A 26,579-nucleotide genomic window follows, 5' to 3' on the forward strand; every position below is an offset into this window, starting at 1 on the left:
CAATCGATGACGTATTCGCAGCGGCCGCTCTAGTCACTTCCGCATCAATTAGTATGGATACAGGGAATGCAGATATTATCTGACCTCCAAGAGTAGGCCCTTAAGGCAACGGCAAACAGCCGCTTTGCCATGCGAAGCAACCCTAAGGGCTGATGACATGGCTGTCATTAAGTACAACAATAACTGCCTGCTCACGCCTATAGACCTACATTCTATAGGCCACTTTTCACACTCATACCATTTGTCATCAAAAGTGAATTACGTCCCAAGAACATTTCTTATTTGGGGACAAAAAAGCCGAAAAGCAAGTCAATGCTTTTCGGCTTTTAAGTTTTTACCGCTGTTCAGTTAAGCGTTTAGCTTCTGCGACGAATCGCAGGTAAAGCCAAACCTAAACTCAGTGCAATTAATAACAGCAGCGCCCAGGTACTTAAAGTAGGTATCGGGAACGCGGTTCTAACACCGGTTGGATCATTAACATCTGTGGTGGTCGGATCATCGGTCACCACAGGCTGTTGCCCGCCCTGCTCATCATCATTGGGGTCGCCGTTATTATTTTCATCCCAATGTGCCATGGCCTGGTTTTCAATGCTGACCGAACCACCCGCTGTAATGCGGGTATCGAATCGAATCACCACTTCATTGGCCAAGTTCGCCATGGTTTCATTCGCCGGCGCACCCGGATCCGGGCTGATAACAGCGTTTAATTCAATGCGATTTAAGCCACTGTTATATATCGGAGTGGTGCATGTACTGGTACCATCAGGCGTACAACTCGCCGCCGGCACATAGGTGGTTCCGGCCGGAATTTCGTCATAAATAAACACCGGCAGATCGACATTATTGTTGGGGTTATACCAATAGAACGTCCAGTGTAATAAACGCGGATCGGATGGGTCCACTTCAACGGTCTTCACGCCCACCGGTGGATTTAAGAATAATCCGGTGGTTTCATCATCATCATTGTTACTGAGATCTTCATCCGGACCGTTACTGCCATCATCACCAATATTCACGCTGTTCAGAATCTGCTGAACACTCTGCGGTAGGGGATCATCCACATCAACGGCGAAGACCACTGAACCTGTATCACCGACATTCAGGTTACCCACAAAGTACGTGCAGGAATTACCCGGTGTGGTACCACTACAGCTCCAGGCAGGATTACTGGCTCCAGCATTAAACGTGGTATTCGCTGGTATCGTTTCAGTAATAACCACGCCCACAGTATCTTGTGAACCAACATTTTCATAATTCAGGGTATAAACAATGGTTTGACCCGGACCTGAATTAAGACCACCATCCGTTTTGGTAATGACCAAATCAGGGGCGGCCACCACATCGGTGGGCTCAGAATCATCGTTATTGGTCGGATCAGTATCATCACCGTTATTTCCATCATCATTAATACTGACGGTATTGTTCAAGGCATCAATTCCGGACGGTACGGTGTCATCCACCAACACAGCAAACTGAACCGTTTGTGCCGGATCACCGGCATTAACAGGTCCAATGGCTAAGGTACAGCTGCTTCCGGCATTACCATTTGGAGAGCAAACCCAACCAGCTGAACTGCCTGAAACGCTGAACGTCGTGTGCAATGGTACGATTTCCGTAATAACCACACCCGTGGCATCTTGATCACCGATATTTTCATAACTGATGTCATAGATTAAAACATCACCGGCATTAACACTGGCTTGCTGGTCAACTTTAGAAACCGTCAAATCAGGTGCAGCCGACACAGGGGTATCATCTGAATCATTGTTATTGCTTTCATCAATATCATCACCATTGTTGCCGTCATCATCGATACTCACACTGTTATCGATTTGATCAACACCACTTGGTAGCGGATTGTCCACAGTCACAGCAAAGGCCACTGATCCGGCCGCACCACCTGCAACGACACCCACAGCCAAGGTACAGGAACTACCTGCTGTGACACCTGCACAACTCCAAGCAGGATCAGAATTACCGGCATCAAACGTACTATTTGCAGGCACAACCTCACTCAACTCCACGCCGGTTGAACCGATGTTACCGTTATTACCGTAACTAATGGTATAAATCACAGTGCCACCGGCTATCACCGTGGTGCCACCATCATCTTTAGTAACCCATAAATCAAGGGCAGTTCCATCTAAACTATCGGTATCACCGTCACTGTTGTTACTCGGTGTTGGGTCAGCGCCATTATTTCCGTCATCGGTAATACTGGCGACATTGACCACAGATGTTGCTCCTGCTGCTAATGGGTTATCGACATTGACCGCAAAATTGACTAAACCTGACGAACCACCGGCTACCGAGCCTACAGCATATGTACAGACACTTCCGGCCGTAACGCCGCCACAACTCCAACCTCCGGTACTACTGCCGGCATTGAACGTTGTATGGACAGGAACAGTTTCAGTAATGACCACACCGGTGGCTTCTTGGTTGCCGACATTTTCATAAGCAATCGCATATATTAATGTATCACCCGGGTTTGCCAGAACCACGCCATCATCTTTAACCAAAGTTAAATCAGGGGTCGCCGTAACCGGCGTATCATCGCTGCCATTGTCTGTATTACCGTCATCATCTGCAATAGCAACTGAATTGTTTATGGCAGTAACCCCGGCAGGCAATGGATCATTGACCTGAACGGCAAACGATAAAGAGCCTGAATCGCCAGCGGCCAGTGTTGCCAGCGTTTGGGTACAGGCCGTACCACCCGGCGAACCATCAGCACAGCTCCAACCCACAGACGAACTGGCATCAACAAAAATGCTGTTCATCGGCACAGTTTCAGTAATAACCACGTTTGTGGCATCCTGATTACCTGTATTGGCATAGTTAATGGTGTAAGTCACCACATCATCGGGCTCAACTGTTACACCACCATCATCTTTAGTAACCTCTAACGTCGGTGAAGCCGTAATTGGTGTATTATCATCGTCATTATTATCACTTGGATCAAGATCTGACCCATTATTACCATCATCTGTAATCGATGTACTGTTGGAGAGTTCAGTGACACCTGAAGGTAATGGATTAACAACAGTAACTGCAAAGTTCACGGTACTAACAGAACCATCACCTGGGACAGTACCCGCTATATTTAAGGTACAAACGGTACCGGCAGGATCGCCATTCACACAGCTCCAACCGGCATCTGAATTAGCGGCATTAAATGTACTGTTTGCCGGCACTGTTTCGGTAATTTCCACACCGGTTGCATCCTGGGTACCGTTATTTGAATAACCCAGGGTGTAAACCACAACGCCACCCGGCGTCGTTATAGCACCGCCATCATCTTTAACGATCGTTAAATCTGGCGCGCCATCGACCGGGATGATGGTTGGATCATCGGGATCGGTGGGTGTATTCGGATCGTCAGAATTAAAATCAGGAATTTCTTGCGAAGTAATTTGCGCCTGATTAACCAACTCCTCAACACCTGAAGGTAATGGGTCATTAATAACCACCTGATAAGTAATGGTTACGGTTGCGTCCACAGCCAATGTGCCGACATTCACGACAACCGTGGTATCACCGCCTGTATTACCAGTGGTTACAGAACCGACATTTGTGGTCACAGAACCCACAACCAAACTACCATTGGGGTCAGGGATATCTGTGACAACTACGGAGGTTGCCGGCGCATCACCTGAGTTCACCACAGTGATGGTGTAATTTAAGGTTTCACCGGGACTGGCACCACCGGAACTGTTGGTATCATCATCCAACACCACAGATTTAAATGAATCCAGTGCCGGTAACAATAAAGTATCCGTACCATCCACAGGAGGGAAATCCCGCTCATTCGGATCATTACCGGGTAATGAACTTGATTCTTCAATCGTCGCTGTATTTGGAATACTGGTAACACTGACATCATCCAGTAAAGTTGCATTAAACACAAAATTAACCACCTCATTAGGTTCCAGCGAACTGTCTGGTGGCGAAGACAGTGGATCAGATTCAATTCGAATTGTGGTAGAACCCACCACCGGATCATCCACCGATACAGTCAAGGTAAAGCCGGTCGGGACAGTCACAGCACTAAAACCGTTTTCATCCCAAATATTGGCTGTATCGAACACATCTTCCAGCACTAAATCGTAAGCCGCTGCCGTTCCACCCGTGTTGTTCATGGTTAAGGTAATTGGCACCACATAGTCATTCACTGTACCAAAGGACTTAGCTAAACCTAAGTTAGGCTCAACCACTTCCACATCAGCATCATCCGTTAAAGGCGTACCTGTGTCGTATTCAAATGTGACATTATTGGTTAGCATATCAACCGCTGTATTTCCGGCAACGTCCAATAAGCGTGCCGTCACAATCATGCGAATCCAATTGTTTGTATCGTCACCATCATAGACATTGGTAATATCACCAAAATCAAACACCACCTGATCATTATAGGTGTCACTGTTACTATCACTAATTGCAGCAGGCAAAGGTGTGCCTGAATAACTAATACCCGGTCCCATGGTGATACTTCCGGCATTAACCACCTCCATACCAACGGGTAAATTATCCGTGACCACAGCACCGGTTGTAATGCCATGCGGTACCACTATCGTTAAATCAAAATCAATGGTTTCGCCAATTGCCAGATCAGGCGCCATGGGATCACCAATATTATCACCGGTGTCACTCAATGAACTGTTTCCAGCTTCTTTCAGCACATTCGGATCCGGCGTCACAAAACTGGTACCATCGGAATCACTATAGGTTCGCGTTTCAGCTTCGCTGCCCGGCGTCGACGTGTATTCCATGTTCGCCACATTGGCATACGTTTCAGATGGATTCACAGCACTGTTAACCAAAACATTATATCTAATGGTACAAGAGCCTGGACTCAAAGGCAGTTCATCAAAGTTAAATTCAATGATGGGTTCCGCTGATGAATCAACAGTCCAAGCTGGACAGGTAGATGTCACTGTACCGTCATTAATCCATTCAGTACCGGGAACAGGCAAGTTATCGGTAACACTAAAATTAAACGCATCTGCACTTGAACTTGCATCATGTGCGATGGTTAACTGATACGTTAATGTTTCACCCGCAGACGCTATAACAGTGGCCGGATCAGTGTTTTTAGTCACCGTTACGACTGGCTCAACAATGTCGACCAATGCAGAATCAGTCACACTACCCGGATTAGCACCAGAGCTATCTGTCACTGTTAAGGTGGCAACATTCGCAATATCATTTAAAACACCTTGGTTAACAGGCTCATTAACCACCACAGCAACCACTTCAAACACAACTTGATCATCTGTGTTATTAAGACCATCCGGTGTATTAACAACATTTCCTAAGGTCCAGGTAATTAAATCATCATATGCATCCACATTGGTATTGCTGTGTACGCCCGCATCACCGGTCGAAACACCCGGAACAGTGAGTTGTCCGCCAATTGAAATTATTTCTGAACTCACCACAGATAAAACAGCTGTCGTATTCGGCAGCTGGTCAGTCATAACTGCATTGTAAGACGTGCCTTCAGGAAAAGTGACTACCATGCGATAAGTGACTTCCTCACCAATGGTCAAATCATCTTCCGGTCCACTTTGAGACGTACCTGTACTTGATTCCGAGGTTGACAATACAGTTTTACTTAAACCAGATTCAGTAATGGTTACGGTATGTTGATCTGAATCACTATTATTTCGCTCATTTGGGTCAGTACCCGGTAACGATGACCAGTCTATATCTGCCGTATTGGTAATGACTTGTTCCGGATAAACACCCGGATCCACCGTCACCTGATAAGTGAATGTAGCTGTTTCGCTGATTGGGAAGTGAGTCCAGCCGGCAGAAATAGAACCACCACTCTCTGTCGGACCAACATCCGGCGCTAAACCACTGTCATGGGTCAAACTTCCACCCACATAAGTCAATCCGGCAGGAATCATATCGGTCATAGTGACATCATAGGCATCGGCCGATGAAGTCGCATTAGGATTAGATACCTCAATAGTATAGGTGATGGTATCACCGGCATCAGCACTATTTACATCACCGGCTTTATCAACAAGCATATTCGGCTCAACCACCTCAATATCAGCAGAACCGGACACATCAGCGCCCGTGTCATATTGAATTAATACGGTATTGGTTAAAACTTCAATGCCTTCATTTACAGATGCATTAGTCACCAATGCTGTTACTTGAACAACAATTTGGTCGTTGCCATCTACAGTACCGTCAGGAACGTTCACTACAGATCCAAAATCAAAAGTCACGACATTATTGTTGGCACCACTGACAACACCTGGATCACCTACTAACCATGCATTTGTCGGTGTTAGGTTTCCTCCAATTGAGATTAATTCAGAGCCGGTTACCACCATTTGACCCGTGGCATTATCCGGTAAGGTATCAGTAATAATGACTGAGGGCGACACACCTTCGGCTAAGGTAGCAACAATATTAAAAGTCACTTCTTCACCAATGGTTAAATCCACCAATGAGGGGTCGCTTTCTCCTGACGGCGCACTGGCCTCGTCTTGATTGGTGCTGGTGGCGGGTAAAACTGATTTCACCACTTCTGCCGGAGCAATCGTGACATCCGCATCATCGGTCACAGGACCATAATCACGTTCATAGGGATCATTGCCCGGTAATGAATCACCTATGGTTGAAGCCACATTATTTAACACTGAGCCGGACACTGCGGTCGGATCAATAGTCACATCAAAAGTCACTGTCACAGAACCACCAACGGGTACTGAAGACACATCTACCTGAACCGTGGTGTCACCACCCGCATTACCGGTCGTAATGGTACCTGAGGAGGTCACAACAGAACCTGCCACCAAATTCAAATCTGGATCACTCAGCGAATCACTAATCACCACATCAAAGGCCGGACTGGTACCGTTATTAGTCATAACTATGGTGTACGTCACGGTATCACCGGCATCGGCATTAGCCGGGGAAACGGTTTTGTTTAATCCCAAAGAAGGTTCCCGAATCGTTAAGTTCGGCGCACTGTCGCTGGCAGAACCGTTGTCTGAACTAAAGCTGGCGTCATTGATTTTATTTTCGCCATTTTGATTGGCTCCAACATCATTCACCAACACACTGTAGGTTATGGTCAGGGTTTCTGCAGTATTATTATCCGTATTACTGTTGCCAAGGGTGCCGAAATTAAAACTGGCATCTCGTGTTCCGATGCCACTTGCACCCGCCAGCACGGCAGCAAAGCCACCGGCCACGTCTGTTGTAATATCTCCACTTGATGGCACGATGGAATCAAACGATAAAAAGGTTAAACCATTATCCAGTTGATCCGTCACAACAGCATTACTGGACACACCTTCTGGAATGGTCACTTCAACCTGATATTGAATCACTTCACCAATGGTGATGGTGCCATTATCACTGTCCACATTGGGCGTAACTGAGACAATGGTTTTATCCATAGTTGGTTGGCCGATTGTGGCTGTGGCATTATCTGAAACTGACGGGAAATTAACCGCGCCGGATTGAGATGCATAATCAGCCGTGGCGGTATTGGTCAAGGTGCTACCAATTTCAACCGCAGAAGCCACTGTACAATTAACTGTCACCAAAGCCGTGTCTGTGCCATAAGGCGCTCCAATGGTACCATCGTTGGCTGCCAAAGGGTTCGTGAGCGTTATACCGGTCCCAATACTTCCGCTATAAGCCAAAACATCGCCATTGCCATCGGTCACTGCACTGACTGAACAAGCCGTTAAGCTCGCCACAGCCGGGTCAGTAATCACCACATCATAAGCCGGCGCTCCACCAACATTTTCAAGTGTTAATTGATAACTAATGCTGTCTCCGGCATCTACGTTTGTAACATTACCATCCACCGGTAACACAGCCGGTGATGGGTTGATGTTACCTTGGTCAGCAGATACAACACCTTTGGTCATGTGCAATTCTGGTGCGCGAACCTGGATCAAAACCGGGGTGATACCTGTCGACACCTCTGCTTCAGTATTCGAGGTGCTAACACGCAATAAATTAGCTAAACTCAGATTATCTGCAAACGGATCATCCGTGACAACCACATCCACCAGTACCGATAAGGTTTGCGGTGTTGTGGTGGTAATATTCGGCCAGTTAATCGTCAGGCTATTGGTGCCCGCATCTGTCGTTATACTGGTTGGCGTTAATCCCAAGGTATCTGATGGATCCAGGCTAATGCTGCTGTTGGGTAAAGGTAAACTCGTATCAATGGTGGTGGCATCAAATACCGGTAATGGAAAAAAGTCTTCAAAAACAACCCCATTGGTGTCCCCGGAAGGAACGGCCAAACTCAGCCGATATGTGACAGTATCACCAGGCATATAGGGTCCGGTGCTCACAACATCTTTACTAATGGCAACCGGTGCAACCAGAATGGTCGCCGCAGAGTCATCACCACAAGCCGACGCGCCTTCAACTAAATCATAATCCAAATCAACCGTATTGCTTAAGGGGTCACTGGCTAAAACTGCGTCTGTATTGGCATAGGTTTGATCTACACTGGCATCATAACTAATTGTTAAGCCGGTTCCGGCACTCAGTGTTCCCAAAGCCGATGTGATATCAAACTCCACAGTGGTTTGACCGGCTGCAGGTGTGTCGTTTGATATTGTTGGTGTTACACCACCACTTAAAACAGAATTAAAAGTGACGCCATCGGGTAATATATCAGTAACAATAACACGATCAGCGTTGGCATAATCACTGAGTTGGATGTTCAGATTATAGGTCACCAAATTACCGGGTGTTACTTGACCGGGGGATGCCCCTTTTTGAACACTCATGTGCTCCAGCTCGATGTTATTGCTGTCGGTTAATTGAGGAACAGCAACGGCATTAAATTCCGCATCAAATGTGGCGTTATTGACAGCAGTATCCTTGCCACATGCCGTTTCATCCAACACATCATCAAAATAACCACTGTAAGTAATGACCAAATCATTACCGGCTGCCGTACCGTTAACGCTATCGCACGTTATACTAATGTTCGGCAATCCTGAAACACAGTTAACACCACCCGAGATATTAATAGAACCTGTATCCAATACAAATTGTGACGGTAAAACATCATTAATCACGATGTTATCAATGGTGTTATTGTTGGCAACATCAACATTTAACGTATAGCTTACCGGCCAGCTTGGCCCTGGTGGCCGCTCGCCTTCAGGGACATTACTACTTTTTTCAAACGTCACCAGTATTGGGGTGATATTAAAATCATCCGTCGTGCCAACTATCGGCCCGTTATCTCCAGTCGGCGTATCTCCAAATTCATAGGCAGGAGTTACTGAAACCGGCAACGGTACATTGACAGTCGCAGTCGGGTCTATGTCTAAGCAAACATTAAACGTTAAAGGCGGCCCGCCTGCAACCACAGATCCAATTTGTGGTTTTAAAATATAAAAACTGTCACCTGGATTGCCGGTAACCACATCACCGGTCACCGGATCAATTAATTCATGTGGCGGTGCCACCGGAAAAGTCCCCACTAAAGTACTGGGCACGGGCAAACCAAATAATTCGGTGCCTGAATAGCTTAAACCCGCCGGAACGGTTAACCGTAAATAAGGCCCGTAACCGGGTGAACCGGTATTTTGAAACTCTACTTCAGTACAAATCTGAGTACCGGGAAAGGCTTCACCATCAACAGCGGGAACTGTCGTCGGCGTCTGAGCAAAAGAAAAACTGCTCAACAGCAGACCAAAAATAATGACAGAAAACTTTTTCATGAGTTGAGGGACTCCATCTATTTAATTCAATTAAAGTTAAAGGTATTTTAAAACAACATGAATGCTGTTTACATTCCATTTATTGCACATAATACTTGAACCAGTTCACATAATCGACATTTGAGATGAACTATTTTCGTTTTAACCTGTTTTGAGTGTTTTTTTATGACATTTCATTGATAGCTTAACAGGTTTACTTCTGGCGGTGACAAACTCTGTCTCAATTTCAATCATTGGCATACCTGTTTTTAACCAGTACAATTGTTCTTTTTTAACAGATCATGAGTAACATGTCCGAACACCATCATCACGATCACAGTGTTAGCGTCAACGAAGACAATAAAAAACGTGTGTTTATCGCCATGGTCCTTACTTTTGGCTTTATGCTGGCGGAAGTGGTCGGTGGTTTGCTGTCGGGTTCTCTGGCTTTATTGGCAGATGCCGGACATATGTTGAGTGATGGGGTGTCATTGTTACTGTCCTGGCTGGCCTTTATCTACAGTGATAAACAAGCCGATTTTAAACGCAGCTTTGGCTGGCACCGTTTTCAGACCTTAGCAGCGTTTGTGAATGGCTTAAGTCTGCTGGTCATCGCGGTTTGGATTATCTGGGAAGCGATCTGGCGGTTTTATCAGCCGGTTGAAGTGATGGCCAAACCGATGTTTATAATTGCCGTTTTGGGATTGCTGGTTAATGTTGTTGTTTTTAAAATCCTGCAAGGCGGTGACCACGAAAACCTCAACCTGAAAAGCGCCATGATTCATGTCATGGGTGACTTGCTCGGTTCAGTGGCTGCCATCCTGGCGGCGGTTCTTATTTATTTATTTGCCTGGCATTGGGCTGATCCACTGTTGTCGCTTTTGGTGGCGTTATTGATTATGCGTTCGGGCTGGTTTGTGGTTAAAAAAGCCACCCACATCTTACTTGAAGGCTCTCCCCAAGCCATTGATATCGATGCCGTTAAAAACAATATCATCACTGAAATTAAAACCGTCACCGACGTCCACCATGTGCATACCTGGTCATTAACCAATGACAAGCACCTGATGTCTTTGCACATAAAAGTTGTTGAGCATGTGGACGATTATGATGTCTTGAAAAAAACCAAAGAACTTATTCTGCACAATTTCCCGGTTTTTCACACCACCATTCAGATTGAACATCTGGACTGCCCTGACGACAATTGTTGATACGCTTTCCGCCTTAACTCTTAACGGCTAACATGTTACAATGGTTTGTTTAAATTTAAAGGACATTCACCATGAAAATAAAAGCCGCTGTGGCCTGGCAAGCCGGACAACCCTTAGTCATTGAAGAGATTGATTTAGCCGGACCCAAAGCCGGTGAAGTGTTGATTAAAATGGTTGCTACCGGGGTTTGTCATACCGATGCTTACACCTTATCCGGTGACGACCCGGAGGGTCTGTTTCCGGTGGTGCTCGGCCATGAAGGCGGTGCCATTGTGGTGGAAACCGGTGCCGGCGTGACCTCGGTGCAGAAAGACGATCATGTGATTCCCCTCTACACGCCTGAATGTGGCAAATGTAATTTCTGCACATCCGGCAAAACCAACCTGTGCCAGGCGATTCGTGAAACCCAGGGCAAAGGCCTGATGCCCGATGGCACCAGCCGCTTATCCAAAGATGGCAAAATGATTCATCACTACATGGGCACCTCGACTTTTGCTGAGTATGCCGTGGTGCCTGAAATTGCCCTGGCGAAAATCAACAAACAAGCCCCATTAGACAAAGTCTGCTTACTCGGTTGTGGCATCACCACCGGTATCGGCGCAGTCACCAACACCGCCAAAGTAGAACCCGGCTCAACCGTGGCTGTGTTTGGTTTAGGCGGTATCGGTCTGGGCGTGATTCAGGGCGCGGTACTGGCCGGCGCTAAACGCATTATTGGGGTGGATATTAATCCGGATAAATTTGAATTCGCCAGACAAATGGGTGCCACCGACTTTATTAACCCAAAAGACCACGACGCCCCGATTCAAGAAGTCATTGTCGATGCCACCAACGGTGGGGTGGATTATTCCTTTGAATGTGTCGGCAATGTCAATTTAATGCGCTCGGCTTTGGAATGTTGTCATAAAGGCTGGGGCGAATCAGTGATTATCGGTGTTGCCGGTGCCGGCCAGGAAATTTCCACCCGACCTTTCCAATTGGTCACCGGACGGGTTTGGCGCGGTTCCGCCTTTGGCGGTGTTAAAGGCCGCAGCCAGCTACCCGGCATGGTTGAACAGTATATGAAAGGTGACATTAAAGTCGATGAATTCGTCTCTCACACAATGCCCCTTGAAGACATTAACAAGGCCTTTGATTTCATGCACAAAGGCGACGGCATTCGTTCTGTTATTACATTTGATTGAGGTATCGATTATGGAAACATTAAAAAAACACCGTTGTTTTGAGGGCGAACTAGGCTTTTATAAACACGACTCAAAGGTCAATAATGCCCCCATGACCTTCGCGGTTTATATGCCGCCACAGGCCAAAAAGAAAAGAGTGCCTGTTCTTTATTATTTATCAGGACTGACGTGTACCGAAGAAAATTTTATGGCCAAAGCCGGCGCCCAACAATATGCCGCCAAACACGGCATTGCTTTGGTCAGTATGGATACCAGTCCGCGTGATTTAGGCTTTCCGGGTGAAGATGACAGCTATGATTTCGGATCCGGTGCCGGTTTTTATGTGAACGCCACCGAACAACCCTGGGCCAAACACTATCAGATGTACGACTATGTGGTGGATGAATTACCGGCCTTTATTCAACAACATTTTCGGGTCGATTCTGACCGCATGGGTATTTTTGGTCATTCCATGGGTGGTCATGGCGCCTTAATAATTGCCCTAAAAAACCCGGGCAAATACCGTTCAGTCAGTGCTTTTTCACCGATTGTGGCGCCCATGCACAATGACTGGGGCAAAAAAGCCTTTAGTGGTTACTTAGGTTCGAATGAAGAAACCTGGAAGCAGTATGACACTTGCGAACTCATCAAACAAACCAACAGCAACATTCCATTGTTTGTCGATCAAGGCATGAGTGATGAGTTCCTCACCGATTACTTGCAACCTGAACGTTTGCAAGCAGTGTGCCAGGAACAAAACCATCCACTAACCATGCGCAAGCATGACGGCTATGATCACAGCTATTACTTTATCAGCACATTTATGGAAGATCACATCGACTACCATGCCGATTTATTGTTAGCTTAGATTTTTCAAGCGCGGTCTTCAGCACCGCGCTTTTTTTAATCAAGACGAATAAAACAACCCAAAAAGCACATACAAAATAACACTCAAGCCACCACCCACCAACGCATAAGGTAATTGCGTTCTGACATGATCCAACAAATCACAGCCGGCCGCTAAGGAGGCAATCACCGTGGTGTCGGAAATCGGCGAGGCATGATCGCCAAACACCGAACCACCCAACACCGCACCCAGCACCAAACCCGGTGAAATCCCCAAAGTCACCGCCAATGGAATGGCAATCGGAATCAGAATACCGAATGTCCCCCAGGAGGTGCCGGTGGTAAAAGAAATAAAGCCCGACAACACAAATACCAGCGCCGGAATCGCCCACACTGGAATAAAATCACCAATGGCTGACGCCACAAACTCACCGGTTTTTAAATCACCCATGGCGCTAGATAAAGCAAAAGCCAATAACACCAAGGTGACCAAAGGCAATAGTTCTCCCATACCGGCAAACACTTGTTGCATCAAATCTTTCGTTGGTTTTTTCGCATCAAATCGCAATAAACCAAAAGCCAGCATGGTGGCCAAAATAACCGACCACAAAACCGATTCAGCACCGGAACCTTGTCGCAAATCACCGTCTCCGGTGATGAACATAAACAGCAATATACTGCTGACCATTAAAATCAACGGCCATAACATATATCGCTTTTTAGTGGCGGTCGGCAGTGGTTCAGTTTTCTCATCCAAAACCATGGCGGCTTCCATTGACTTTAAAGGACCATAAACACGGGTACTGAGCACGGTATAAAATACAATAATTAAGGTGATAATGGCATAAAAATTAAAACCGATGCTGCTCACCATCACTGCCACCGGATCGGCGACACCGGTGTCTTGCACATAACCTAAAATAGCCGCACCCCAGCCATTGAGTAAAATCAACACACTAATCGGCGCACAGGTGGCATCAATAATATACGCCAGCCGTAATCGGCTCATGTGATAGCGATCAAATAAGGCTTGTGAGGAAATACCGGCGGTCAAAACACTCATGTTGGTGTCAATAAAAATACTGCTGCCTAAAATAGCCGGTAGCAGTCCGGCTTTGCGTTGACTGTTGACCCAGCGTTTGTGGGTCAACCAATTAACAAATGCGGTCACCCCACCGGATATTTTAATCAGTTGAATCAAACCACCAATTAACAGACTAAATAGCAGTATACGGGTGTTATAAGCACTGCCAAAAACGCCGACAATGCGATCCACGGTATCGGTAAATGCCAAAACCGGATGACCAGCGACTAAAATTAATGACGCCGTAAAAATAGCCAACAACAGTGCAATGGTCACTTCACGGCGCCAAATGGCATAAATAATCGCCACCAACGGCGGTAAAATACTTAACCAACCCATATTGTTTGACCTGTGGGAATAATCATTGGATTAGTTTAAAGGAAATCACCGTTAAATGGTCAATCCCGGGATAAATTTCCGCAATCAATTTTTTCAGGGCAGTCAACGACATCGCCTCTCGCTCGGCATGGGACTCATTCAAATCCTGAAAATGAATGGCCTCAACAGCAGTAATTTCAATCTCAGCAACACGCTCACCATTCGAATCACGCAACACATCCAGCCGCGACCCGGGCTTATATCGGTACCCGGATGCACTGCGAATGGTGATGGTTTTATCACCACCTAAAATAGCCGGTATCAAATTATCGTAAAAACGGATTGAGTGATTCATGACCTAATTATTAACACACGACCAATATTTTACAAGCCATCGGTAGCGACAAGGCATGCCTTGTCGTTTTCCCAATACGGAACAGCTATAAATATTCTGCCGTAGACTGAGCCCGTCGAAGTCGCTGTTTAAAACCTGTTTTAAGGAACAAGCAAAAGCATTATTAATATCAAATTCTGTTTGTGGTAATCTTAGTGTTTAACCCCATTCAATGATATAAATTCAGAGTAACCATGGCAAAAACCGGCAACAAACGACTTAAAACCATTTACCAGATGCTCAGCAACGACGACGATACCCGCGCTTGTCTGCAAATCCCTGAAAACGCTTGTCGTGCACAACCCGTGAATTATCTACTGTTCTTACTGGCGGTGGGTTGTTCACAGATCAGTGACAAACTGGCCAGCACCAAACTGGTTTTACCGTGGTTATTTTCAACAGCGGGTATCCCAAGTTTTTTCAGTGGTTTATTGGTGCCCATCCGCGAATCGGGCTCCATGTTGCCGCAATTGTATATTGGTGCCTGGGTACGCCAATTTCCACGGCGTAAATGGTTTTTGGTGGCCAGCACCCTGGCTCAGGCCCTATGTTTATTGAGTATTATTCCGGTGGCGCTGTGGATGCAAGGATCTGCCGCCGGCTGGACAGTTATCGGTATCATCACGCTATTCAGCTTGGCACGTAGTTTTTCATCGGTGGCTTCTAAAGACGTACTGGGGAAAACCGTGGATAAAACCAAACGTGGCCAAGTTAGTGGCTATGCCGCAACCATTGCAGGTATTACCGGCATCATTGTCGGTCTGAGCCTGGCCTGGGGTTTGACCATGGACACGGTTCATATCTTATGGTTATTGGTGGCGGCCGCAGGCACATTCAGCCTATCCGCCCTACTTTATGGCCTGATTAATGAGTATAAAGGTGCCACTGATGGCGCCCGCAGTGGCCGGTATGCCTTTAAACAGGCCATTGATTTGATGAAAAATGACGCGCCTTTTAGACACTTTGTCATAACCCGTGCTTTAATGCTGAGCTCCGCCCTGGCGACACCCTACATCGTGATGCTGGCGGAACAAAGTCACTCAAGTTGGTTTGGTTTAGGCATTTTTCTCGCCATTTCCGGCTTGGCCAGTGCCCTGAGCAGTGTTTTCTGGGGTAACCAATCTGATCACAACAGCCGGGGCGTGATGACCTACACCGCCGTGATAACCACCTTAATTTGTCTGGCAGCCGCGGGCGTTAATTGGTTACCGGAAGCCTCGCATGCCTATCTCTATGGCTTTCTGTTTTTTGCCCTGTCGGTAACGCACCAGGGCGTACGTTTAGCCCGCAAAACGTATGTGGTTGATTTAGCCGAAGGCAACCAACGCACCACCTATGTCACCGTCAGCAACACCATTATGGGGGTTCTGCTGCTGGTGGTCGGTGTTATCAGCGCTTTATTATCACAACTGGCCATTCCGGTGGCTTTGCTGTTTTTTGCTTTTATCAGCTTATTGGCGGCGATCACATCACGCACCATGAAAAGTGTTTAATAAGGTCCTATAAAGTGAATTACATGACTGTAACCGCAGCTCTTGCAGGTTCCTTATACATTAGTCTGAATTGAGTTGCAGTTAATCGATAAAGATTTTTTCTAAATGGTCATACACTTCTTTACTGGACAACAGCCCTAAGTGAGACACATGAAAAACCGTAAACTGGTGTTTCTTAGGGATGCCCGTATGCCGGGATTTCTTGGGGTGACGACCCAGCGCTGAATTCACGGTCACCAGACCATCTCCCAGCATTTCCTTATGGGGCGCTTTATCATCTTTTGCGGTACCGGCAATGGCATAACTTTTAATGTGTCTGGGTAACTGAACCGACTGACCATCATCATGAATACGTCCTTTACGCAAATCTTTTATGCCCTGACTGCGGATTTGCGTTAATTGCACAAAAGGCGCACTGTAGGGACTTATTTTCAAGATGTATTCCATCAAATGACCGGTTTTTTCTAATAAGGCCCCTTGATGCGGGGTGCCTAAAAACACCAGTTTTTCAATCCGATGTGGCCATAAATTATTATCTTTCTCTGCCATTTGTAAGGCACTGCGAACAATCAAACCACCCATACTAAAAGCCAGGACATTTATTTTTTGCTGTTCCTCCATTAATGTATCTAGCTCAGACACTAACAGTGCCAATTTACGGCCATTGTCAGCAATTGCCAAGCCACTGTTGTAATTCAGATAAATCGGCAAATAGTGACCGCTATCCGCCAGCACTTGTCCATGGTTATGATCTTTTTGTTGCCATGACTGGGCATTCAGGCATAAACCATGGATCAGTAATAACGGCTTAACATTTGGGTTTGACCACAGAATTGCCGCCTGCCGGATAGAAATTTCCTGGTTTTGATACACTAAAGTCATCTCAAGTGCCAAGGGATTGTCAGTGGCGGCTAAATGATCGCCAATGATGCCGTTTAACACAGCAACCCAGTGGTCTCGACGTTTTGTTAGTAGAACATCAGGCAGTAACGGCGTGAATCGGCTTAAGGCGAAATTAATGCTTCGGTAAGATAGTCGCGTGGTGGCCCGAATACTGCGATAGATAAAACCGGTGAGGCCGTTTGTTTGTTTACTTTGACTTAACGTACCGCCTAAATTCAAGACACTTTGATGCACAGAATCAACCACATCAACCACCCCGAGAATGCCTTCTTGCGCCAATTGATTCAGGCCTTTTAGGTCATTCACATGATTTTTTGTCTTGGCATCAGATTCTTTAATAGTGTTATTCATCAGCGGGCTCAAAACGGTAATGCCCGGTGATTGAATAGCTGAACAAAATATCTTCTAATTGCGGTCCGGCACCGATATTATGCACAATCAAGGGCCGTCCTGAGCTGGATGACCGCTGGCCCGTTACGATACCAATATGCGGCAAGTTACCAGGCAACATCCAAGTAACCAAATCACCCGGTAGATAATCATCTGCTGTTTGAGAAATCGGCAAAGATTCGCCATGCCGTGTCAAAAAAGTCTGCAAATTCGGTACCCGGCGGTGGTCAATATTGCGATCTGTACCTGTTAAACCCCAAATACGTTTCGAGGGATAGGCGCTAAAATGAGCTTTCATATCCTCATGCACCAGAACCTGCAAATCCACCCCCAAAGCCCGGTAACTGCGAATCACCACATCGGTACACACCCCGATATCCGCCGGCACATCACCACCCGGGTAATCAATTGACCTATAAGCACCATCATAACGCACCGAATGATTGGTACGATCAATCGCCGCTTCAGCTAAATTCTGTTGAAAAACCTGTCCATAAACTGCCGAACTCAATAAGCATAAAGCGATGATAACTATTTTATTCATAGAAATTTTCATTACATTTTAAAAAAATGAGCCTAACAACAAAATCAGCCATAAGAAAAAAGCAACAATAGACGCACGAATTAACCAAACCGGCATTTCACATTTGCAGTAAGTTAATAACCCCACACTCAAAGCCACCGGCCAAAACCCATACATCACTGACGTCGCAACGCCTTCAAGTAAATCATGGTGTTTATGACCAGTTGTACCCCAAACATATTGCACCCCATAATAATAACCCACAAACAGGATTAAATAGGCAATAACTGTACTAATCATTAAAATTATCTTGGTAATAATTGGCATGTTATCGTTTGCTACTTAAGCGGCTTTTTATCGGTTAAAGTCACCACATATTCATAACCATAGATAACAATAAACGCCATTAAAATCCAGGACAGCCAGTTAAAGGCATTTTGTACCAAAGCCACATGCCAGGGATTACCAATGACAAAATCCATCAAAGGCTGACGAATTAGGCGACCATTTAAAGCCAGTAATAAAACAGAAAACAGCAATGCTGATTTAAAACGCCCTATTTGGATGAATTTGTAACGACCAAAATAATATAAACCCACCGCCCCTAAACCCATTTCAATCGATGTAATAGCCGCCACATAACGCACATCCCACGAGGGTTTAACCTCCAGACCTTGCATTTGCGTACTAATCCATTGCGGTAACCATTCCACTGTAAACACATGTACCACAAAGCCACTGAAGGCTGCCAAAATAGCAACCACCAGTAGCAAGATAATCTTCATGGTTTATGAGCGATCATGGTTACCTTGAGTAGAATCTTTTGAATGATTAACTGTCAAATCATTTAAAGATCCAGAAATATATTTATGAATAATACTGGAAACTAATGTTTGGTAAGGAATACCTTGTTGCAAGGCTTTGGACTGAATGGCCATAAAATCACGATTTGAAATACGCACATTAATCCTTTTATCTTTTTTACTGGTAAAACCAGCAACCGCCTTTAGTTCAGCGCGACGTTCGTCAGTCAAAACAGATTCAAATTGACCTGATTCAACGGCATCCAGTAATTTTTGTTCATCTTTAGATAGCTTAACTTGATTCATTTTCCTCTCCGAGATAAATCTTAGTGAACTTCCTGCTTGGAATAATGGTTTTTAAAAAGATTTCTTGTTCATTTTCTACATAAGGAACTAAATAAATGTAATCAATAATTTGCACGATAAAAATTCTTTGATTTGGATATGTCTGCCTATTTGGATGAATAATATCGTCTAAAACGAAACCATGTTCTATATAAAAAACAGCCTCTTCAAAAGACACATTTCTTTCTAAAATCAATTGCTTATTTTTATCGTTATTCCAATTGAAAATTCTCATGGTTTTATTTTAACACTAATGTGTGCGTTTTGTCATCATATAGATTTTAAATCACTGAACAGCCCATCCATACCTGAAATAAATTCCCGCTTACCGCCAAAAGACGGATGGCGGATACGCTGAATGGCATGGTTTGGAAAAGCTTTTTGTGCCGCTAACTGGCCCTTACGGCCAATACCGGCAATAGTTGTCGGCTGAAAAATATCGGCCAATTGTTGAAGATATCGACTGCCCTGTTGAATCTCATTTACGGTGGGCGCTCGGTTGGTTTTGGGTCGACGAACTTGATAGGGATGAAACGGAAAGGCATTCCAAAATAAAGGTGTTTGTTGCTTTTCAGTCAGGTATTCCCACACCATGGTGGCGGTATTTTCTGATTCTTGGCTGGTTAAAATCAATTTTGATTTTAATTCCAGCAATAAGGGGTGATTAAAGCGCGAATATATATCACCACAACTAAACGGAATACCGGTCAAGCGGCCGCCCTTAAAGCCCAAAGCCTCACCCACCAATAACACAGGTCGGCTATTGTGATGCTTAACTGTTATTAGGTACTGATAAAGATTGGCTGCCAAATCAGGATTTTTATAAGGATTATGGGTCTGCGGTCGATAACCACGACATGCAAGATCATTAACAAATTTTTTGATACAAACCATCTTTTAAAGACCTTTGAGAATCAGCGTCAAGCCTCATAATAACACCAACAATAATAAAACCCACAACAACCTTGCCGTCGAAGGACGGCATCCAGTGTCTTTGCACGGCAACCATATGGCACTATAAGTTTAATCTCAGAATAAGACTTTGGCATACTTTCGAAGTCTCTTAAGATACTTTACAGTTGCCGTGATTCTTCTCAGCACCACGCTATAAATTAGTTTAACACAGTCAACTGACTACACTGGTCTTGTATATTGTGATAATATACATATATGACTGATTGGACACAGATAACCGGATTTCAATGGGATACTGGTAATGCACGTAAAAGTGTTGATAAGCACGACGTAAGCCAACATGAATCAGAGCAGATATTTTTTAATCAACCATTACTTATTCTGCCGGATACAAAACATAGTCAAAACGAAATTCGTTATCATGCGTTGGGTAAAACCGACCAGAATAGATATTTACATATCACGTTTACATTACGCGAAAACAGTCGTTTAATCCGTGTTATTTCGGCACGTGATATGCATCGTAAGGAGAAAATGATTTATGAAAAAGCTTAAAAAAATACCTCGATTTGAATCAGAAGCTGAAGAACGGGCTTTCTGGGAGCAACACGATTCCAGTGATTATGGGGATTGGTCAAAAGCGCAACATGCCACATTACCTAATCTAAAACCTTCTACCAAAACCATTTCGATTCGATTGCCAGAAAGTTTATTGTACAGCATTAAGATTGAAGCCAACAAACGCGATATGCCCTACCAGTCGCTCATTAAAGCATTGTTAGCTGAGGATATTAAAGAAATCCGAAAATCTTAATAGCGTTTAGCCATCATCCCAATATCTGCGGATTCAACTGCCAGACCGTGTAATTAAGAAACGCGGCAAAACTAACCCACAATACATACGGTATCAGCAACGCACCGGCCCAAGGTTGTACCCGCCAGAAAGTCACTATTGTGGCGACAATCAAAAACCACAGTACAATAATATCAATAAAGGCATAGGCACCCAAATGCCAGGCAAAAAACAACCAGCTCCATAGCGCATTAACCGCCAGTTGAACTAAAAATAAAAGCAACGCGGTTCTGTGTTTTCGAAAACCACCTTCCCGCCAGACCAACCAGGCGGCAATAGCCATCAGTGCATACAATGTAGTCCAAACCGGACCAAACACCGAACCCGGTGGCGCCCACGTCGGTTGGCTTAAATCAGCGTAAAAGGATCGGGCCTGGATTGATGCCACTGCACCAATCGCTGAAGCTGCAAAACTAATCACCAGCCAAACGACTAAGCCGAAAAATTGTTTTTGTTTTGATAACGATGTCATAATTCACCTTTGAAAATGTTTGTCATTAATTATAACGACTGTTTTAACTTGAATACCGTAAAAATTAAGTCAAAAGTTAATTTCATGGACACATACTTGCCTATATCCAAATCTGTCACAAACCAGCGTTTTCTGGGCACTGTAGCCGTGAGTCTTGCGCCGGCCATTCCCAACAGCATGGTTTATTGCAATTAATACAGAAAACAGCCTGAAATCGCTTAGCTGAATGACTGTACTCAGCTCTCTAAAGGGCTGTTGCTAAAATCAAAATTGCGATGCTTAAATAGACAACGATAAATAGGTAAAACAACACCGGGCTGTCTTCTCGGCTGTAATAATTCGCGCGAAGACCGCGAGAACCTGCCATCACCTTGCCGAATATAAGCCCCCATATTGCCATAGCGATTAGAATTAAACTGATTAATATGAGTAGGGTTGATGACATCATGGTTTGTAAATTATGGTTACTCTTATAGTTTAACCTGATTTAACAACGGATTGGTATCCAGCAAATTATCCATGTTATAGTTACACGTGGCAATTTTTACATTTCAAAAACACGGGAGCTTATTTTGGAAACAGGTACCATGATTTCGTTGGCCGGCTACTTTATTGTTATGCTGGGAATTGGACTTTACGCCTTTAAAAAATCCACCAGCGACCTGTCCGGTTACATGCTCGGCGGCAGAAACTTACACCCGGCGGTGGTGGCTTTATCCGCAGGCGCCTCCGACATGAGTGGCTGGATTATGATGGGTCTACCCGGAGCCATGTTTATCAGTGGCTTTAGCAGTACCTGGATTGCCGTTGGCTTGGTTGCAGGGGCCTGGACAAACTACTTCCTGGTGGCACCCAGATTGCGGGTTTACACGGAAAAAGCCGACAATTCCATCACCATCCCCGATTACTTTGCTAATCGCTTTGCCGATAACAACAACATTTTGCGTATTATTTCTGCGGTGGTAATTATTATCTTTTTCACCATTTACACCTCATCAGGCGTGGTGGCCGGCGGTAAATTATTTGAAAGCTCATTTGGTTTAAGCTATGAAACCGGTATGTATGTCACCACCGGAGTGGTTGTTTTATACACCCTGTTCGGCGGTTTTTTGGCGGTTAGCCTGACTGACTTTGTGCAAGGCTGCATTATGTTTTTGGCTCTAATAATTGTGCCACTGGTGACCTATTCATTATTGAATCAGCCCATGACTGCCACCCTCACTGAAATTAATCCGGATATGCTCAGTTGGTTGGGTGCCGGTTCGGTACTGGGGGTTATTTCAGCGCTGGCCTGGGGCTTGGGTTATTTTGGTCAACCCCATATTATTGTGCGCTTTATGTCGATTCGGCACGTGAAAGACATGCCCATCGCGCGGCGCATTGGCATGAGCTGGATGATTGTCGCTGCCCTGGGTGCTGTGGCCACCGGCTTGTGTGGCGCGGCTTACGCGTATGAAAAAGGTATTGCGGTGGATGATCCGGAAACCATTTTCCTGATTTTATCTCAGGTCTTATTTCATCCGCTGGTGGCGGGCTTTTTATTGGCGGCCATTTTAGCGGCGATTATGAGCACCATTTCATCCCAATTACTGGTGAGCTCAAGTTCTCTCACTGAAGATTTTTATAAAACATTCCTACGCCAAGATGCCGGCAATAAGGAATTGGTTTTTGTGGGTCGTTTAAGCGTTATTGCGGTGGCTTTATGCGCCATCTATCTGGCCTATGATCGAGACAGCAGTATTTTGGATTTAGTGAGTAATGCCTGGGCCGGTTTTGGTGCTGCGTTTGGTCCATTAATACTGTTCAGCCTGTATTGGAAACGCATGAACTTAGCCGGTGCCATTGCCGGCATGGTGGTTGGTGCGGGTACAGTTCTGTTTTGGATTTATGCACCGTTCACCATTCAGGGCGCAAGCTTGAGTTCAATTATTTATGAGATTGTACCCGGCTTTTTGATGGCTTGTTTGGCCATTGTTCTGGTGAGTTTATTAACTCAAAAACCGAATAAAAACATTACCGATTTATATGATGAAGTGAATCAGTCTTTTTGATTATTACATATTGATTGGTTTAACTTTACCGGGCTTACCGGCACCTAAGCCCACCAGGAGTTTCAAAAATCCAACCACAAGCAACATGGCAATGGGGACTGACCAGCCGCCGCTGAGGTCGAATAAGCTGCCGAACAAAACCGGCCCAATGGCTGCTACCGTATAACCAATGGATTGCGCCATGCCGGATAATTCTGTGGCGCTTTCTGTATCAGTAGAACGCAGCACAATCAGTAACAAAGCCAAGCCGAAGGTACCACCCAAAACCAGGCCAATCAAAGAAACCCATATCGCCACCGGGCCCAGTTGCGGAAACAATAAACCAATAATGCCAATGCTTTCTATGCCAATCAGTATGGCAATAATGAGTCGCTGATCCTGGGTTTTACCGGCCAAATAAGGCACCAGCAAAGAACCGAAAATACCCATGGCTTGTGACAGAGACAACATCCAGCCGGAAAACTCAGGATCATAACCACGGCTCAATAAAATCGCCGGCAACCAGGCCAGAATGACATAAAAGGTCAGTGATTGCAGTCCCATAAACAAGGCCACTTCCCAGGCTTTTAACGATTGCCCCATGTGCTTCATGGCGGCCATAAAACGGCGCTTAGTGGCCGATTTTTTAAGTCTGAAATATTGCGGTAGCCAAACAAAAAAAGCCAACAAAGAAACCAGCCCCCAAACCCCCAAAGAACCACGCCAGCCGAGATTAAGATCATGCGCCAAGGGCACACTGAGGCCTGCCGCTAAAGCCGCACCAACGGCCATCATGGCTGAATACAAACTGGTCACAAGCCCTGATTTTTTGGAAAAATTACGCTTAGTTAAACTCGGCAATAATACATTACCCAATGCAATCGCCATACCCAGCATTAAAGTACCGATATAGAGCGCCGGAATCCAGTCAATTGAGCGAATACCGATACCAGCTGTTAATACCAGCATGGCACCCAATAAGGTGCCGCCAATACCAAACCGCTGTGTAAACAAAGGCGATAAAATCGACACCACACCAAAACACAACAACGGCAGAGTCGTGAGTAAGCCCAACATAAAATTAGACAACCCCGTCGCCATCCGAATATCATCAATCAACGGACCGACAGCAGCTAAAGCCGGACGCAGATTGATGGCGATAAAGAGAATACCGATAATCAATAACAATTGACCGGGTTTAAAGATTTTTTCGGGTGGTTTAGAAGGCATTTTTATTATTTTTGTCAGCATTAAGAGTAGATCCATGATCCCGAGGCATCAGTCTTTATTAAGATACCTTCACTGTATCGACTTATCTTAACATGAATGAAGAAGCGCACGATTGACCATAATCGAATTAACTCAATGAGCTGGCTGAACACATCTATAACATTAAAATTCGTTCCTAACCGCCATCAACAATAAAAGATGTACAATCGGCATGTTGCAAACGAATTGATTTAATCGGTGCATATTCGTCAGAATCTACAAACGCTTGGGCACTTTTAAAATCTGGGAATTCAATAATGACCACCCGCGTTGGTGACCACAAATCTGTCTCTCTGACATCCATGTTACCGCCTCGGGCACGATAAACCCCACCGAACTTTTCGGCGATGGGCTTGGCCTGTTTTTTATAGTCCTCATAAGCTTTGTCATTCTTTATTTTAGTATCAACAATTAAAAATGCGCTCATAGTGATTCTCTTTTACCCACGCCCCATAGGATGCGGTAGGAGTTATACGTTAGTAAATAATATGCATTAAATAAATTCAAGTTGGATATTTAAAGTTGCACTCTATTGTTAACATTTAAGTTACGTGAAGCAAAATACCAGTAAGTGCCTCGTAGATACCAAAATGGTAATGTTTTTATATAATCCCTTTGTCTAGCAATCGATTCAGTAATTAACATAAATAAATCCTGCTTTTCAGCATTTACAGAAACCTGATGCGCTTGTCCAATGTCACTAACGACATCTTTATGATACGTATATTGGTCATCATGACTGATTTTAGTGAACGATTGAATATAAGAGTCAGGTGGCTTCGGAAGGCTCAGTGCGTCTTTAGATGATGCCGTTGTTAAATCAATGTTGTTTTCAAAAATAGTACAAAAATCAATATTATTTTTTATTTTTGAAACGTATAACAGCGCCCACGTTTTAGTTGAATCTGACCACCAGGCAGAACACATAAGAGCAGGCCCATTAATTACACCATGAAATAAAAAGTATTTATTATGTTCAAAACCATTACTAAGGCACCAATCTGAGAATGTTTTGTGCGCTTTTATAAAATTTTGATCGTTAATGAGTTCAACTTCTTCCAATAATTTTTGAGCGTTAGAAAGGTGCCGTACAGACTGATAATAGCTGTAGTTTATGATGGCCCAAAAAGTGAGTAAAAAAACGAATATATATGTAATTCCCATTATTAAAATTAAAACCTTATAAGTAGTTTCACTTTAATCATCAGCACTCAAGTTAATGGCCAAATTTCAAATAAACAACTGATACAGATGACAACACCATTCAATATTTTGTGTTTTTAAGCACACAATTGATTTCTCTCCACGATTATAATGCCTTATTTGCAATAAAAACAAAATGCATCGTCTTTTTATCATTTCACTGTTATTAACCAGTTTCCTCATTCCCGACAAAGCGAGTGCTTGGAAGTTATATGATGTCGAAAAGGACAGTCTTTATTTGTGGGCTGGGACCTATACCCACTTTAACAATAAAGACACCTATTCAGGCGGTGCATGGTTAGTCAGTTTAGAGGTTATTAAACCCAATAATCACTTATACGGTCTGGCCTTGTTCAATAACTCGTTTGACCAATTCTCCCAATACCTGTTCTACGGCAAAATGTTTAACCTCGATAGCACTTACCCCGGACTTCGCGCCCAATTGACCGCCGGTTTGATACACGGCTACAAAGGCGAATACAAAGACAATTTACTGTTGAATGAGGAATTAGGTGTGGCACCTGTTATCGTACCGGGCATCGGCTACCAAAAAAACCAATGGGGTGTTGATTTATTTTTACTTGGAAAACAAGGTGTACTGTTGGGTGTAGGTTATCAGTTTTAAGCGACATCAAAGCCAATCAATAAACGTTA

General features: G+C 44.7%; 23 protein-coding genes. 8 read left to right on the plus strand and 15 right to left on the minus strand.

The window, feature by feature from the left end:
* Window positions 1-356 precede the first annotated feature (356 nt).
* Window positions 357-9,731 (minus strand): isopeptide-forming domain-containing fimbrial protein, encoded by a 9,375-nt coding sequence (locus tag OS173_RS10495; protein WP_267184241.1) that lies wholly within the window; start codon window positions 9,729-9,731, stop codon window positions 357-359.
* A 281-nt stretch (window positions 9,732-10,012) separates the two neighbouring features.
* Between OS173_RS10495 and OS173_RS10500 the strand changes: the two genes are divergently transcribed.
* The 3 genes from OS173_RS10500 (at window position 10,013) to fghA (ending at window position 12,952) form a co-directional block, all read left to right on the plus strand.
* Window positions 10,013-10,921 (plus strand): cation diffusion facilitator family transporter, encoded by a 909-nt coding sequence (locus OS173_RS10500; RefSeq protein WP_267184242.1) that lies wholly within the window; start codon window positions 10,013-10,015, stop codon window positions 10,919-10,921.
* 71 nt (window positions 10,922-10,992) lie between these two features.
* Complete coding sequence (locus tag OS173_RS10505; protein WP_267184243.1) at window positions 10,993-12,105, plus strand: S-(hydroxymethyl)glutathione dehydrogenase/class III alcohol dehydrogenase; 1,113 nt, start codon at window positions 10,993-10,995, stop codon at window positions 12,103-12,105.
* A gap of 10 nt (window positions 12,106-12,115) precedes the next feature.
* Complete coding sequence (gene fghA / locus OS173_RS10510; protein WP_267184244.1) at window positions 12,116-12,952, plus strand: S-formylglutathione hydrolase; 837 nt, start codon at window positions 12,116-12,118, stop codon at window positions 12,950-12,952.
* Window positions 12,953-12,991: 39 nt separating this feature from the next.
* On the opposite strand, the gene OS173_RS10515 is transcribed toward fghA, so the two are convergent.
* Both OS173_RS10515 and yqfB read right to left on the minus strand, forming a co-directional pair.
* Window positions 12,992-14,353 (minus strand): Na+/H+ antiporter NhaC family protein, encoded by a 1,362-nt coding sequence (locus tag OS173_RS10515; RefSeq protein WP_267184245.1) that lies wholly within the window; start codon window positions 14,351-14,353, stop codon window positions 12,992-12,994.
* Between the two features lie 22 nt (window positions 14,354-14,375).
* A complete protein-coding gene (gene yqfB / locus OS173_RS10520) occupies window positions 14,376-14,687 on the minus strand; it encodes a N(4)-acetylcytidine aminohydrolase (protein WP_267184246.1) in 312 nt (103 codons plus the stop codon).
* A 233-nt stretch (window positions 14,688-14,920) separates the two neighbouring features.
* Between yqfB and OS173_RS10525 the strand changes: the two genes are divergently transcribed.
* Entirely contained in the window at window positions 14,921-16,219 is a 1,299-nt protein-coding gene (locus tag OS173_RS10525; protein WP_267184247.1) for an MFS transporter, read from the plus strand.
* Window positions 16,220-16,300: 81 nt separating this feature from the next.
* Here the strand turns inward: OS173_RS10525 and OS173_RS10530 are convergent, their stop codons facing one another.
* From OS173_RS10530 to OS173_RS10560, 7 genes are read right to left on the minus strand one after another with little or no spacing between them, the layout of a single operon-like run.
* The gene (locus OS173_RS10530) at window positions 16,301-17,473 is read right to left on the minus strand and encodes a DUF7379 domain-containing protein (protein ID WP_267184248.1); all 1,173 of its coding nucleotides are present in this window, start codon (window positions 17,471-17,473) and stop codon (window positions 16,301-16,303) included.
* Window positions 17,466-18,056 (minus strand): DUF1287 domain-containing protein, encoded by a 591-nt coding sequence (locus OS173_RS10535; RefSeq protein ID WP_267184249.1) that lies wholly within the window; start codon window positions 18,054-18,056, stop codon window positions 17,466-17,468. The genes OS173_RS10530 and OS173_RS10535 overlap by 8 nt, the downstream gene beginning before the upstream one ends.
* Before the next feature lie 18 nt (window positions 18,057-18,074).
* Window positions 18,075-18,335 (minus strand): hypothetical protein, encoded by a 261-nt coding sequence (locus tag OS173_RS10540; protein WP_267184250.1) that lies wholly within the window; start codon window positions 18,333-18,335, stop codon window positions 18,075-18,077.
* Window positions 18,336-18,373: 38 nt separating this feature from the next.
* Complete coding sequence (locus OS173_RS10545; protein ID WP_267184251.1) at window positions 18,374-18,820, minus strand: hypothetical protein; 447 nt, start codon at window positions 18,818-18,820, stop codon at window positions 18,374-18,376.
* Window positions 18,821-18,823: 3 nt separating this feature from the next.
* On the minus strand, window positions 18,824-19,144 hold the full coding sequence (locus OS173_RS10550; protein WP_267184252.1) for an antitoxin: 321 nt from the start codon (window positions 19,142-19,144) through the stop codon (window positions 18,824-18,826).
* Window positions 19,131-19,418, minus strand: a complete 288-nt coding sequence (locus OS173_RS10555) for a BrnT family toxin (RefSeq protein ID WP_267184253.1) — start codon at window positions 19,416-19,418, stop codon at window positions 19,131-19,133. Before OS173_RS10555 ends, OS173_RS10550 begins: the two co-directional genes overlap by 14 nt.
* A gap of 35 nt (window positions 19,419-19,453) precedes the next feature.
* Window positions 19,454-20,077 carry a uracil-DNA glycosylase gene (locus OS173_RS10560; protein ID WP_267184254.1) on the minus strand — a complete coding sequence of 208 codons (624 nt, stop codon included), beginning with the start codon at window positions 20,075-20,077 and terminating at the stop codon, window positions 19,454-19,456.
* A 276-nt stretch (window positions 20,078-20,353) separates the two neighbouring features.
* Here OS173_RS10560 and OS173_RS10565 point away from each other — a divergent pair, with 276 nt between their 5' ends.
* Together OS173_RS10565 and OS173_RS10570 are read left to right on the plus strand one after the other, a co-directional pair.
* Window positions 20,354-20,653, plus strand: coding sequence for a BrnT family toxin (locus OS173_RS10565; protein WP_267184255.1), 300 nt, complete (start codon window positions 20,354-20,356; stop codon window positions 20,651-20,653).
* Complete coding sequence (locus OS173_RS10570) at window positions 20,640-20,912, plus strand: BrnA antitoxin family protein (RefSeq protein WP_267184256.1); 273 nt, start codon at window positions 20,640-20,642, stop codon at window positions 20,910-20,912. Before OS173_RS10565 ends, OS173_RS10570 begins: the two co-directional genes overlap by 14 nt.
* A 13-nt stretch (window positions 20,913-20,925) precedes the next feature.
* Here the strand turns inward: OS173_RS10570 and OS173_RS10575 are convergent, their stop codons facing one another.
* Window positions 20,926-21,423: a TspO/MBR family protein gene (locus OS173_RS10575; protein WP_267184257.1), complete on the minus strand. Its 498-nt coding sequence runs from the start codon at window positions 21,421-21,423 to the stop codon at window positions 20,926-20,928.
* A gap of 244 nt (window positions 21,424-21,667) precedes the next feature.
* Window positions 21,668-21,871 (minus strand): hypothetical protein, encoded by a 204-nt coding sequence (locus OS173_RS10580; protein WP_267184258.1) that lies wholly within the window; start codon window positions 21,869-21,871, stop codon window positions 21,668-21,670.
* A 124-nt stretch (window positions 21,872-21,995) separates the two neighbouring features.
* Between OS173_RS10580 and putP the strand changes: the two genes are divergently transcribed.
* Window positions 21,996-23,474, plus strand: a complete 1,479-nt coding sequence (gene putP / locus OS173_RS10585) for a sodium/proline symporter PutP (RefSeq protein ID WP_407659819.1) — start codon at window positions 21,996-21,998, stop codon at window positions 23,472-23,474.
* A gap of 3 nt (window positions 23,475-23,477) precedes the next feature.
* Here putP and OS173_RS10590 read toward each other — a convergent pair whose 3' ends face one another.
* The 3 genes from OS173_RS10590 to OS173_RS10600 all read right to left on the minus strand — a co-directional run bounded on the left by OS173_RS10590 (window position 23,478) and on the right by OS173_RS10600 (window position 25,886).
* Entirely contained in the window at window positions 23,478-24,683 is a 1,206-nt protein-coding gene (locus tag OS173_RS10590; RefSeq protein ID WP_267184259.1) for a CynX/NimT family MFS transporter, read from the minus strand.
* 175 nt (window positions 24,684-24,858) lie between these two features.
* Entirely contained in the window at window positions 24,859-25,149 is a 291-nt protein-coding gene (locus OS173_RS10595; protein ID WP_267184260.1) for a DUF1330 domain-containing protein, read from the minus strand.
* Window positions 25,150-25,238: 89 nt separating this feature from the next.
* Window positions 25,239-25,886 (minus strand): hypothetical protein, encoded by a 648-nt coding sequence (locus OS173_RS10600; RefSeq protein WP_267184261.1) that lies wholly within the window; start codon window positions 25,884-25,886, stop codon window positions 25,239-25,241.
* A 175-nt stretch (window positions 25,887-26,061) separates the two neighbouring features.
* Here OS173_RS10600 and OS173_RS10605 point away from each other — a divergent pair, with 175 nt between their 5' ends.
* Window positions 26,062-26,550: a hypothetical protein gene (locus OS173_RS10605; protein WP_267184262.1), complete on the plus strand. Its 489-nt coding sequence runs from the start codon at window positions 26,062-26,064 to the stop codon at window positions 26,548-26,550.
* Window positions 26,551-26,579: the final 29 nt, after the last annotated feature.

Origin of the sequence: Marinicella gelatinilytica (assembly GCF_026410405.1) — a bacterium.
GTDB lineage: Bacteria > Pseudomonadota > Gammaproteobacteria > Xanthomonadales > Marinicellaceae > Marinicella > Marinicella gelatinilytica.

Excerpts from the sequence above, each read along its gene's own strand:
- yqfB (WP_267184246.1), bottom strand. The coding sequence starts at position 14,687 with ATGAATCACTCAATCCGTTTTTACGATAATTTGATACCGGCTATTTTA.
- fghA (WP_267184244.1), top strand. The coding sequence starts at position 12,116 with ATGGAAACATTAAAAAAACACCGTTGTTTTGAGGGCGAACTAGGCTTT.
- OS173_RS10580 (WP_267184258.1), bottom strand. The coding sequence starts at position 21,871 with ATGATGTCATCAACCCTACTCATATTAATCAGTTTAATTCTAATCGCT.
- OS173_RS10500 (WP_267184242.1), top strand. The coding sequence starts at position 10,013 with ATGAGTAACATGTCCGAACACCATCATCACGATCACAGTGTTAGCGTC.
- OS173_RS10540 (WP_267184250.1), bottom strand. The coding sequence starts at position 18,335 with ATGATTAGTACAGTTATTGCCTATTTAATCCTGTTTGTGGGTTATTAT.
- OS173_RS10590 (WP_267184259.1), bottom strand. The coding sequence starts at position 24,683 with ATGCCTTCTAAACCACCCGAAAAAATCTTTAAACCCGGTCAATTGTTA.
- OS173_RS10575 (WP_267184257.1), bottom strand. The coding sequence starts at position 21,423 with ATGACATCGTTATCAAAACAAAAACAATTTTTCGGCTTAGTCGTTTGG.
- OS173_RS10600 (WP_267184261.1), bottom strand. The coding sequence starts at position 25,886 with ATGGGAATTACATATATATTCGTTTTTTTACTCACTTTTTGGGCCATC.
- OS173_RS10545 (WP_267184251.1), bottom strand. The coding sequence starts at position 18,820 with ATGAAGATTATCTTGCTACTGGTGGTTGCTATTTTGGCAGCCTTCAGT.
- OS173_RS10535 (WP_267184249.1), bottom strand. The coding sequence starts at position 18,056 with ATGAATAAAATAGTTATCATCGCTTTATGCTTATTGAGTTCGGCAGTT.
- OS173_RS10530 (WP_267184248.1), bottom strand. The coding sequence starts at position 17,473 with ATGAATAACACTATTAAAGAATCTGATGCCAAGACAAAAAATCATGTG.
- OS173_RS10565 (WP_267184255.1), top strand. The coding sequence starts at position 20,354 with ATGACTGATTGGACACAGATAACCGGATTTCAATGGGATACTGGTAAT.
- OS173_RS10505 (WP_267184243.1), top strand. The coding sequence starts at position 10,993 with ATGAAAATAAAAGCCGCTGTGGCCTGGCAAGCCGGACAACCCTTAGTC.
- OS173_RS10605 (WP_267184262.1), top strand. The coding sequence starts at position 26,062 with ATGCATCGTCTTTTTATCATTTCACTGTTATTAACCAGTTTCCTCATT.
- OS173_RS10495 (WP_267184241.1), bottom strand. The coding sequence starts at position 9,731 with ATGAAAAAGTTTTCTGTCATTATTTTTGGTCTGCTGTTGAGCAGTTTT.
- OS173_RS10555 (WP_267184253.1), bottom strand. The coding sequence starts at position 19,418 with ATGAGAATTTTCAATTGGAATAACGATAAAAATAAGCAATTGATTTTA.
- OS173_RS10515 (WP_267184245.1), bottom strand. The coding sequence starts at position 14,353 with ATGGGTTGGTTAAGTATTTTACCGCCGTTGGTGGCGATTATTTATGCC.
- OS173_RS10550 (WP_267184252.1), bottom strand. The coding sequence starts at position 19,144 with ATGAATCAAGTTAAGCTATCTAAAGATGAACAAAAATTACTGGATGCC.
- OS173_RS10560 (WP_267184254.1), bottom strand. The coding sequence starts at position 20,077 with ATGGTTTGTATCAAAAAATTTGTTAATGATCTTGCATGTCGTGGTTAT.
- OS173_RS10595 (WP_267184260.1), bottom strand. The coding sequence starts at position 25,149 with ATGAGCGCATTTTTAATTGTTGATACTAAAATAAAGAATGACAAAGCT.
- OS173_RS10525 (WP_267184247.1), top strand. The coding sequence starts at position 14,921 with ATGGCAAAAACCGGCAACAAACGACTTAAAACCATTTACCAGATGCTC.
- OS173_RS10570 (WP_267184256.1), top strand. The coding sequence starts at position 20,640 with ATGAAAAAGCTTAAAAAAATACCTCGATTTGAATCAGAAGCTGAAGAA.